We start from the raw sequence: 11326 nt of genomic DNA on the forward strand, positions 1-11326 counted from the left end.
CCCCCCCCCCCAATGGTGTGCACTTTCATGTCCAGCACCATCCCGTCTTCGGGGGCGCGGATAACGATGCGCGACAGCCTGTCCCTGAGCGCGCTGGCTTTCTCTTGCAAGTCGAAGACCTGCGCCTGCACGTCGCTCAAAGCCTTGGCCACATCAGAGCTGAATTTCTGGTTGGTCTGAACAATCTGCATCTCGGTTTCGTTGATTTGCAGCCGCGTTTTGGTGATCGTCGACTGATGTCAGCAACCTCTGACTTCAGCATGTCCAGCTTACGTTCCTGTTCAAGCAAGCGCTGCATGTCAACGAAGCCCTGACGAAGCAAGTCCTTCAGCTCGGTGATCTCACCAGCGTAGGATTTTTCAAGACTGACCTTTGTCGCGATCATGTCGTCAAGGCCGACGATTTGCTGCTTCAATTGACCGACACGCTCTTTCTGCACGGATATCTCGCCCAGGCGCGCGTCGTGCCGCGACCTGAACACCTGAGCTTCACCATCAATGGCTTCGCGAGCTCGATCACTTTCGACGCCGTCGATTTGCAACGCCGGGATCGATGGCAAATCGTCACGTTCGGCACGAAGCCTCGCCTCTTTGGCGCGGGCAGTGATTAGCTGGTTGCGGGTGGATTCGTACTCTGAACTGAGCTGGCCATCGTCAAGGATGATCAATGGATCACCTTTGTGCACCGTATCGCCATCACGGGCGCGTAGCTCTTTGACAATCCCGCCCTCAAGGTGCTGAACGGTTTTGCGGTAGCTCTGCACGGTGACAACACCGGAACCGTAAACCGCGTTGCCCAGCGGGGCGACGGCCGCCCAGGTGCCGAACAAGCCGAAAGTCACCAAAACAATGGTCATCCCGACACGGCGAATGCCCCGGTCGGAAGTCGGCATGTCTTCCGAATGCTCATCGAGCATAGTAATCGGGTCGTTGGTCATTCAAAAATTCCTGTCAGGCGCTGGGCTGAATGCCGCCGCTCGATTCCGGAGCGACCCTGGGCGGGGTTTGACCCTGTGCCTGGGCTTGAGCTCTGGCCTGTTGCTGAGCCAGTTCGGCAATCACCTGATCACGGGGGCCGTACATCGTCATTGCGCCGCCGTTCAACACCATGATCCGGTCCAGTCGTGAAAGGACATTGGGACGGTGAGAAATGATAAACACTGTCGCGCCGGTCTGTTCATCTTCTGCAACGCGACGCCGAGCGCGCGCTCGCACACTTCATCAAGGTTGGAGTTAGGCTCATCCAGCACAATCAACCGAGGGCTACCGTACACCGCACGGGCCAGACCAACGCGCTGACGCTGACCGCCGGACAGGTTGACGCCCTCGCTGCCGATCACCGTGTCGTAGCCATCCGGCAGTCGCAGGATCATCTCGTGGACGCCCGCAATACGGGCCGCCACCACGACCTTCTCGGGGTCGACATTGGCAAAGCGGGCGATGTTGTCGCTGATTCTGCCTTCGAATAGCTCGATGTCCTGAGGAAGGTAGCCCAAGTGCGGCCCGAGCTTTTGTTTGTCCCAGGCGCTAATGTCAGCGCCATCGAGCCTCACCACGCCATGCTGCGGCGGCCAGATGCCGAGTAGGGCGCGCGCCAAGGTCGACTTGCCTGCCGCGCTGGGCCCGACAATGCCGACGATGCTGCCGGCGGGGGTCACGACACTGATGTTTTTAACCACCGCTGCTTTCGCACCCGGGGGGCGCCACGAACAGGCTTTCAACCTGCACGTGCCCTTCCGGATCGGGCAGCGACATGCGCTCGGGCTCGGCATGGAGTTTGTCCAGGGTTTCATTCAAACGCTGGTACTGCACGCGCGCAGCGACGAAGCCTTTCCAGCTGCCGATCATCCGATCGATAGGCGAAAGCGCACGGCCCAGCAGGATAGAGCCGGCCATCATCAAACCGGGATTGATTTCGTGGGTGATCGCCAGATAAGCGCCCGCCGCCAGCATCATCGACTGCGCCCACGCCCGGAACGTTTTCGAAATGGAGGTGAGCACGCCACTCTTGTCGCTAGCCCCGGACTGCAACACCAGCACGCGCCGCTGCCGAACCGCCCAGCGCCTCATCAGGGTGTCGAGCATACCCATCGACTCGATGACTTCGGCGTTGCGCAAGCTTTTGGTGGTTTGCAAGGGTGGCAGTGAGGCTTTGTTTGTTGGCCTCAGCCAGCGCGCCGCCGGTGCAGCGGTGATTGACGTAAGCCAGCACCACCAACACAACCGCCGAAACAACCGTCATCCAGCCAAACCAGGGGTGAAACAGAAACATCACCGCGGTGTACACCGGAAGCCACGGCGCATCGAAAAACGCAAACAGACCGTTGCGGTGAGAAATTGCCGCAGCGAGGTCAGGTCATTCAGCGATTGCGCTGACGCGTCCATACCACCGCTGTTCAGCGCTTTCCGGAAACTTGCGCGGTACACGTCGCGACTCAGCAACACATCCAGCCGATTGCTGATGCGCACCATGATGCGCGACCGCACCCACTCCAGCGCCCCCAGCGTCAGCATCAGGATGGTGAGAATAAGGGTGAGCATGATCAGCGTGGACGTGCTGCTGCTCGGCACCACCCGTCCCGAGACCTGAATCATGTAAAAAGTCGGAACGAGCATCAACGTATTGACGAAAAGACTGAAGAACCCGACCGAGAGGAAACTCCCGCGACAAGCCTTGAGCGCCGCTTGCAGGTTATTTTGGTGTGAGCGATTCATATAGTCCATGACTTAAGACAGAGGGCTGCGAAGCCGAGGAAGTCGGCAATGGCTAAGGCCGGCGGCAATAAGAGCCGTCAACCGACGTAGCGTCCCGCGCTCAGATTCATTTCCTGCTATCTCGACAGTGGGCAACCGGTGTTATTCGCCACCATGCGCAATCCGACGGACTGCTGACCCGAAATACATCCCGATCAAGCATGGCTAATGCTGGTTTGATGTTGCAGCGGTTGGGGGGTGGCGTGCCACTACCGTTGCTCGCATGAACCTCATCTGTAGTGGTCAACTGATCCCGGACACGACGTTAAGTTTTTCCTCGGCCTGAGCCGGTGGCAGCCCACCATTAAATTGGTGCGGTCGAATCCAGTTGTACCGGTGCATCAAAAAATGGCTGATATCCCGCTGAGCTTGTTGGACCGTCGGTGGGGTGCAGTTCTTTGGCTAGGTTTAGCGCGCGGATAGGGCTGTAGAATTTGCCTACGGTCCGCAATCAGATTCGGGGGCCCGCATCTCCGCCCCACTCTGATATTCTTGCCACCTTAACGCATAGACGGTTATCGGTTGGAGGGACACACGCCTGTGCCTATCGTATCCGTCAACGGCAGGCTAGACGTAAATAGTCTGGCGTACACGCACCTCGCCACTTAGCTACGCGAAAGGATTTACCATATGGATTTAATACCCGTAATTATGTCTGGCGGCGTAGGCAGCAGACTGTGGCCTGTATCTCGGGAGACCCATCCCAAGCCATTCATGACGCTTCCGGACGGACAAAATCTCATTCAAAAAACATTTCTGCGAGCGTCTGCTCTGGAGGGAGTATCAGAGATCCTTACCGTGACGAACAAAGAGCTCTTGTTCAAAACGGAAGATGAATATCGCAAGGTCACTGCATCCGGACCTACTCAAGCCTTCATTCTTGAGCCATTCGGCCGTAATACGGCCGCCGCAGTCGCAATGGCCGCGCTTCAGCTCAAAGACGCACACGGATCTGAAGCTTTTATGCTGGTTCTTGCTGCTGACCACCTTATTCAGAACGAGACGGCTTTCGCCGAGGCTGTTGCTAAAGCAGTTCGGCTCGCAGGAGAGGGCTGGCTCGTAACCTTCGGCATCAAGCCACAGTACCCAGAGACAGGGTTTGGATACATCGAAGCTGGTGCTCCGATCCCAAGCGAAAGCGGCCTTAAGGTGGCGCGTTTTGTCGAAAAGCCCGACTTGGCGACAGCCCAGTCCTACGTCGCAGCTGGCAATTATTTCTGGAACTCCGGGATGTTCTGCTTCCAGGTGGGTGCGGTCCTGGAAGAGCTCTCAAAGCATGCACCCGACGTTCTGGCCGCCGCAGCAGAATCGATCAGCTTTTCCCGGGAGACAAAAGGCGAAGGTTATCGTTGCCTGAACGTCGATGCGGACTCCTTCGCCGGGGTCCCGGATATCTCAGTTGACTACGCGCTTATGGAACGTTCAAGCAGGGTAGCAACCGTCCCATGTAACATTGGCTGGAGCGACATCGGCTCATGGAATGCCGTGAGCGAACTCACGACTGCAGACGCTGACGGCAACCGATTCGAGGGCGAAGTTCTGTCCCACGGCGCGCGCAACAACTACGTCAACAGTGAGGAGCGACTCACCGCGCTTGTTGGAGTTGAAGATCTGTTGGTAATCGACACCGCCGACGCGCTCATGATCACCCATAAGGATCATGCGCAAGACGTCAAGCACATCGTTACTCAACTGAAAAAATCCGGGCATACGCTGCACCAGCTTCACCAGACGGTCCATCGCCCGTGGGGTACCTACACGACGCTCGAAAATGGCGAGCGCTTCAAAATCAAGCGCATCGTCGTCAAGCCGAAGGCATCGCTTTCACTGCAGATGCATCATCATCGCAGCGAGCACTGGATCGTTGTCAGTGGCATGGCGGTCGTAGTAAATGATGACCAAGAACTTATGCTCAACACAAATGAGTCAACCTTCATCCGTGCAGGGCATCAGCACCGCCTTACAAATCCAGGGGTCATCGACCTGGTGCTGATCGAAGTGCAGAGCGGCGATTACCTTGGTGAGGATGACATTGTGCGATATGAAGACAAGTACGGCCGGGTGAATTAAAAGTCTACTCCGCGTAAAGTCATCACTGCAGGCATATAGACGCTGCTGAAACGGGATGACTTAGGCAACGGATCCTCAGCACTCCACCAATAGGATTAGCTGAGGAGCCACACAAGAAATGTTTAAATTGAGAGGTAATGGTGGGAATTTTAGACTTTCTCTACAGAGAATTAACTACTTTCAGGGGAGGTTGGCACGCGTGGTATCTACTTGCACTCCAAGACGTAAAGGGCCGCTATCGACGATCTGTAATTGGTCCATTCTGGATCACGTTAACGTCGATGTTCTTTGTGTTGGGGCTCGGCCTTGTATATTCTCGCCTACTCAACCTGGACCTTAAGGAGTATTTGCCATTCCTTGCATGCGGGATCATCGTCTGGACCTTCATTGTAACGCTTGTTACGGAGGGGGCTAGCGCAATCATTGGATCCGGGCACATCATCAAACAAGTTAACATGCCCATATTCGTCCATCTGATGAGGGTAGTGTTCAGGAACATAATAATCTTCCTTCACAGCTACATAATCTTAGTCCCGCTATTGATGTGGTATGGGTACCTCACGCTGTATGGCTTTGCAGTTTCAGTGTTAGGTATCGGTATGATCGTCTTCTCCCTAACGCCACTGGTTGCACTGCTGGCTATATTATGCGCTCGGTATCGTGACGTGCTCCCAATGATATCAAGCGGTATGCAGTTACTGTTTTTTGTCACGCCCGTTATGTGGCATCCGAACCAGGTTGCTGGCCTCGAATCCGTCATTAAATACAATTTCTTTGTGTACTTGATTGACCTGGTACGGAAACCAATGCTGAATGGTTATTGGCCAATGAACTCGGCAATACTGGTTGCGGTAATCGGCGTTGCACTATGGATATGTGCATTTTTCGCGCTGTACCTCAATCGTAAAAATATTCCATACTGGCTCTAACAATGAATTATATAACTGCAGAATCTGTGACAGTCGATTACCCTATTCTTGATTTAGCACGGCGGTCGTTTAAAAAGGATGCACTGTCTTGGGTAACCGGTGGCCGAGTCGGCCAGGATTCCAAAAACCACCTGAGCATTCGGGCATTGGACTGTATCGATCTCGAGGTCAAGGCGGGCGACAAGCTTGGTCTCCTAGGCCATAACGGTTCGGGTAAAAGCACACTGTTGAAGGTAATGGCTCAAGTCTATTGGCCAACCTCCGGGGTGCTCAAAGCACGCGGCAAGGTCACGTCACTGCTGGATCTGACCTTGGGTATGGAAATGGAAGCCACAGGCTATGAAAACATATTCCTGCGGGGCGCCATACTCGGCGTCAAGCCAAATGAGATAAAGAAAACCGTCAGCGATATTGCTGAGTTCTCAGGCCTTGGCGACTATCTGCGTTTGCCAATCCGAACATACTCGTCTGGCATGCTCGTAAGACTAGGCTTCTCCATCTCCACAGCTTTTCCTGCAGACATCATTCTCATGGATGAGTGGCTCGGAGTGGGCGATGCGCAGTTCCAAGAAGAAGCTAACAATCGCCTGAATGAAATGACCTCTAAGGCCTCGATATTAGTCCTAGCGTCCCACTCGCCGGAGCTCATAAAAAAAGCATGTAATAGATGTGTTCGACTTGAGCATGGCAAAATTATTGAAGACTTTCTAATCGGTGAGCAGTCATGAAGATCGCTATTGTTTCGTCCTACAACCTTGAATGCGGGATCGCAAGATTTTCGGAAATTCTATACAAGAATTTTTCTAAAGAAAATGAAGTCACCGTATTTGAGCTTCCTCGCCAGGAGCTGAAAAAAACCTTTGGAGCCACGGAGGCGGCAGGTGAGCGCTTCGTCGACAACCTCTGCCGCGAACTCAAGAACTTCGATGCCGTCACAGTCCAATGTGAATACAGTCTGTTTTCAGACTCCATCGATGTTGCGATTTCTCGAATCAAGCGCATTCTCTCGGCCAATGCCAACTCGACCATTACATTACACACAGTGGTTAGCCGGGCATCTTCCGCAGAGACTGTATTTCCCTCCTGGTTTAAATGGGTATTGCGCCCTAGATCTACGGCGCTGGGCTACATTAACGACCTTCGAAACTCCAAGCTGGCCAAGTCCGAACTCAACCTCCTGCAGTTTATAAAAAAAAATAAAGTGAAAGTGATTGTACACACCGACACAACAAAAGCGATTCTCCAACAGCGGTTTAAAATTACAAATGTTGACTGCCATCCTCTATGTTATACAACCGAAGAAGAGAAGGTACAATTTAATCACAATGATTGTCGGGATGAACTTCTCAACAAGCTCAACCTAGATGAATCAAGCAAAATCATAGGAGTGTTTGGATTCTTCGGCTGGTATAAGGGTTTCGATTTTGCGATAAAGTGCGCAGCCCGCTTGCCCGAAGACTATAAACTTTTAATTTTTTCGGGCTTGCACCCAAACTCAATTAAAGGTTCAGATAACTCGCAAATTGATCACCTCATTGATCTTGCAAAGAAGAACAAGGTGCTGGGTCGCACCTATTTCATGGGCAGCGTTGATGATAACGCAATGTACAGAGCCATCGCGGGCGTCGATTGTGCCTGGTTGCCTTATCGCGAAGTAGGTCAGGAAGCGTCGGCAATTTGCAGCGAGGTGGCCGAGCTATCGCAAAGGATGATCGTATCTCGGAACTTTGCGTTCTTAGACTACATGAAGTTTAAGCTACGAGATAACTTCGAGTTTTTTGAAATCGGAAATATCGAGGAACTCCGTATCAAAACAATAAACTATGATCGCTATCATCCGACTAACGACGTGCCAACAACTGTAGATCACGCTACTCTTCAGACCAATTTTTATCTAAACTTCTTGGCTAAACCAGCAAGCTGACAGACTCGGAGAGAGACTGGAGGGTGGGGGGATGCCCCCCTCTGATCTAATTCTAGTTCGCGCGTCTCTGGGACGTCCGGCATAGCTAACAACCGCAGCGATACATCTAATTACCCGATACCTCTTAGCTTCGGGATGAGACGATCCAACCCAGCCTCAACCCATCGCCTGTATGTATATTTTTTATGCTCTACGAGATTACCTACAACATATACGCATATGAAGGTCAGTGCGTAGCATATGAGCTCATAGCTCAAAATGTAATCTGATCGCGTAAAGCCCATGATACTCATAAAAAACTTAATGAGCGGCATGTGAAGTAAGTATAGCGTGAACGTATAGCCTGCCAAAAATCTGATTGACCTCACCGCAAAGTTGCCCTCAGGCAAACTCATCGTTTGAGCGACAGCCGCAACCCCGAATAAATGGAGGCTGAACAAAATCGCAAGGATGTACCCCCACCCAAAGTTAGCAGCTCCATCAAGGCCGAACCCTATCAATGCCTCGACATGACTTCCGACATAAGCGTATGACCAATCACGAGGCATGGGTATCTGTATAAAACCGTAAACGACGACTGGCAGCAACACCAGTAACCAGGCAGATACTCTTTTCGGCTCGACCCTTGACGACAAATGATACGCCATTGATCCAGCAAGCCACATAGGCAAGATAATTACTTGCTTGGACCCCAAAAGAACAGCCAAGAGCAAAATTGCTATTACTCGCGAACCACCGCGGCAAAATACGATTAATGCGTAGAACGCATAGCACCAGACTTCAAACGCCAATGACCAATACGGCCCATTCCCAAATGGCACAACGTTGTTAGTCCATGCCTGGTTAGTGAACGAAAGCGCATAAAGAAACATCTCTGGCCAGCGTGCTCGAAGAGCAGGATCGCCGTACAGGTCTACCCTTTCGGCGCCGACCGCCCAATAGAATGCGGCAGAAAGGAGCACCGCTGCAATTGCCACCGGCATAATCCTGGCAATTCGATTGATGGTGAACTGCTTCAAACTACGCTCCAACGTGGTAGCCGCGTAGCTTATGACGTAACCAGATAAGACAAAAAAAACAACGACAGCATCATATGCAAAGTTTGTTGACGTCAGAAACTTTTCAGTCGCCGAAGTGAGGGGATAATGTGAAACCATCACTAGGAGTGCGGCAAAGACTCTAAGAAGGTCGAGGTAAACTGACAATGAGGCTGGAAGCTTGCTATTACCAATTTTATCCACGCGGGACACTCCAACAGGCTAATTGCTTTCCCACACGCTGGCTGTGGTATTCGCGCGGCATCTTAACATCGCCTCTTTAGTAAAATGATGCTTCCTTGAGCAATATTAGATGCCAACGCTTACCAAGCTAACGCATGCGCCACCCATATGAGTCAAAGCAAAATGTCCGGTGACGCTCATCCAGGCCAGGGGAGGTGACAGAGTGATTGGCGGTTATCTCAAGCCTGACGAATGGCCGCTGGGTTTTCAACCTTCCTGTGAGCACTTCCAGAGCACCGGCGGCCGGTGAATAGAAATGTTCAACGGGTACGCCGTCCACAGCGAGTTTGAGATTCTCTCTGATAGTTTCGTCAGCATACCCACGTATCCACAGCATAATTTCGATTTCGGCGTCGGGTGCTACTGGCATGTAGAGCACTGTGTTCAAGCCAGGTCCACCCCAGAGAGCACAGTTTGAGCCGCCAGGCGCGTCTCGCGAATGAAAACCTTCTCCATACACGGCGTCACGAACAGAGAAGGCGATACCAGCGTCTCGCGGATATCCCGCCATTTTTGCTAAAACTCTTTCTGCATCACGCGTCTCGAATCTTGCGAAATCGTATTTTTCCGCACCTCTCAGGCTGGACTCAAATAGCCGGCGCGCCTCATCGTAAAGCACTACGTCAAATTTTGTACATCTCTCAATTGTCAGCCCTGCCATGGTGACTTGCTGAGTAAAACCAGGGTCGGCGGCGGCAACGTTAAGATTAGCAAGCTTTTCGACAGGGGGAACTGTGAGCTGACTTGCTAAAAAGGTTCTTGACTCAAAATGACGCTCGGCAAGCCCTACAAAATTAAAATTTTCATTCAAAGCCAAGAGCGCAATATCCAGTAACTGACTCATATCGCTTATAGAGTAAGCTTCAAGACCGATACTCGAGGCCGCTATCGCCTTTACCTGATAGTTATCCAACAGCGCCCCGATTGGTGAGTGATGATATCGGATCAAAAAATCGTTGATCGATAGCTCGCTTGCGTCTGTTATACACTCACTCAAATCCGGATCAATTGCACTAATTTGTTCCACACGAAGCCGCCGCCAATCTTTGATCTGAGACAACAACCTTTGCACGGGCTCCCTTAGAAAAGTAAATGAGTATGTCGACTCATTCAAATGTTTCGACAGCGGATAGTGATCGTATATTACGTCAGCACAAAACGGCGCGATTGCGGCTTTTACCTCCAATTCACGGAGATAATCACCATTCATTGAGCCTGGTATTATTTCACGTGCCGCAAGAGGCTGCCACATACGCTGATCTGGCACTAGCATACCTAACCAAGAGTTAAGAGTCGTGCCTCCAGTTTTTTTCAGATGATAGTGGTATATTTTCATTTTACTGGGATTCCGATAGGCATACTTTATACTTCGTAGGGCTACACTACCATGATGCGCCATCCGAAGCCTAGATCGCCTCGACGGCCGGATGATAAGATAGACCTAACTCCCGACCTTTAGCCGTTGCGTCGCAGCGCATCCAATGTGGAGAATATGAAGTAGAAAAACCTTTCAAGCAATCCTGACTGGACGGACAACTCCGTACCAAATCGCAATATCAAGGCACTTCTTAAATTATAATGCTACGATCTGTCAAAAATTAATCACCAGAGGGCGCTCATGACTACTCAGTCCAGCAATCAGCCTCAAAAATTAACGACCGACCGTATTGACCGGTCCAAAATGAAGAGTCAAATCCCGGTTACGATCTGGCTCACCGGACTCAGTGGCGCGGGAAAGTCAACGTTGGCTAACGCGTTGGAGATCGCCCTAATAGCACAAGGGCATCACACGTTCGTGCTGGATGGTGACAATTTGAGGTCCGGGCTATGTCGGGATTTAGGTTTCAGCGATAAGGACAGGCAGGAAAATATAAGAAGGGCTACGGAAGTCGCTAAATTGCTTTTGGATGCTGGACTTATCGTCATCACGGCCTTTATTTCCCCTTTTACCACAGACAGACAGACTGCTAGAGAAGCTATCGGGAGCGAGCATTTTATTGAAGTGTACGTAGACACTGCGTTAGATATATGCGAACGCCGAGATCCAAAAGGCCTTTATCGAGCCGCTAGGAGCGGCGCCATAAAAGACTTTACGGGCATTCATTCTCCATACGAACCGCCAGAGCACCCGGACATCAGGATCGACACGTCGCTTGTGGCCCCAGAAAGTGCTGTTGAATTGGTTCTTATGCACCTGGCTGCCCGCCAATCAAAAATACTCAGCTAGACTTTGGGTCCGAACCGACCTAGCCGTTTGCTTACATGGCCCACCGCTGGTTTTGGCGCCTGCTTAGGTTTTGTACGAAAAGTCGGCAGGGTAGAATTGCCGCCATGATTGGCTGGAGGCCCGCATGGCAAAGCGTTACGAAC

At 51.8% G+C, this 11326-nt stretch carries 7 protein-coding genes and 3 pseudogenes; 5 read left to right on the forward strand and 5 right to left on the reverse strand.

What is annotated here, in order from left to right; all coding sequences use genetic code 11:
* The 3 pseudogenes from CE491_RS00835 to CE491_RS00845 form a co-directional block, all read right to left on the reverse strand.
* Window positions 1–937 (reverse strand): annotated as a pseudogene (locus CE491_RS00835) (HlyD family type I secretion periplasmic adaptor subunit); the annotation flags it as partial.
* Window positions 938–950: 13 nt separating this feature from the next.
* Window positions 951–2714: pseudogene (locus CE491_RS00840) on the reverse strand (type I secretion system permease/ATPase).
* A 282-nt stretch (window positions 2715–2996) separates the two neighbouring features.
* A pseudogene (locus CE491_RS00845) lies at window positions 2997–3134 on the reverse strand (IS3 family transposase); the annotation flags it as partial.
* A gap of 249 nt (window positions 3135–3383) precedes the next feature.
* Here CE491_RS00845 and CE491_RS00850 point away from each other — a divergent pair.
* The 4 genes from CE491_RS00850 (at window position 3384) to CE491_RS00865 (ending at window position 7676) form a co-directional block, all read left to right on the forward strand.
* Window positions 3384–4823 (forward strand): mannose-1-phosphate guanylyltransferase/mannose-6-phosphate isomerase, encoded by a 1440-nt coding sequence (locus CE491_RS00850; RefSeq protein ID WP_110946489.1) that lies wholly within the window; start codon window positions 3384–3386, stop codon window positions 4821–4823.
* Window positions 4824–4960: 137 nt separating this feature from the next.
* The gene (locus CE491_RS00855; RefSeq protein WP_110946490.1) at window positions 4961–5752 is read left to right on the forward strand and encodes an ABC transporter permease; all 792 of its coding nucleotides are present in this window, start codon (window positions 4961–4963) and stop codon (window positions 5750–5752) included.
* Between the two features lie 2 nt (window positions 5753–5754).
* Window positions 5755–6480 (forward strand): ABC transporter ATP-binding protein, encoded by a 726-nt coding sequence (locus CE491_RS00860; RefSeq protein WP_110946491.1) that lies wholly within the window; start codon window positions 5755–5757, stop codon window positions 6478–6480.
* Window positions 6477–7676, forward strand: coding sequence for a glycosyltransferase family protein (locus tag CE491_RS00865; protein ID WP_110946492.1), 1200 nt, complete (start codon window positions 6477–6479; stop codon window positions 7674–7676). Before CE491_RS00860 ends, CE491_RS00865 begins: the two co-directional genes overlap by 4 nt.
* 110 nt (window positions 7677–7786) lie before the next feature.
* On the opposite strand, the gene CE491_RS00870 is transcribed toward CE491_RS00865, so the two are convergent.
* A complete protein-coding gene (locus tag CE491_RS00870) occupies window positions 7787–8917 on the reverse strand; it encodes an acyltransferase family protein (RefSeq protein WP_110946493.1) in 1131 nt (376 codons plus the stop codon).
* A gap of 127 nt (window positions 8918–9044) precedes the next feature.
* A complete protein-coding gene (locus CE491_RS00875) occupies window positions 9045–10208 on the reverse strand; it encodes a hypothetical protein (RefSeq protein ID WP_199884925.1) in 1164 nt (387 codons plus the stop codon).
* A gap of 366 nt (window positions 10209–10574) precedes the next feature.
* On the opposite strand from CE491_RS00875, the gene cysC reads away from it, so the two are divergent.
* Window positions 10575–11183, forward strand: coding sequence for an adenylyl-sulfate kinase (cysC, locus tag CE491_RS00880; protein ID WP_110946495.1), 609 nt, complete (start codon window positions 10575–10577; stop codon window positions 11181–11183).
* Window positions 11184–11326: the final 143 nt, after the last annotated feature.

This window comes from Pseudomonas bohemica (genome assembly GCF_002934685.1).
In the GTDB taxonomy this organism is placed as follows: Bacteria; Pseudomonadota; Gammaproteobacteria; order Pseudomonadales; family Pseudomonadaceae; genus Aquipseudomonas; species Aquipseudomonas bohemica.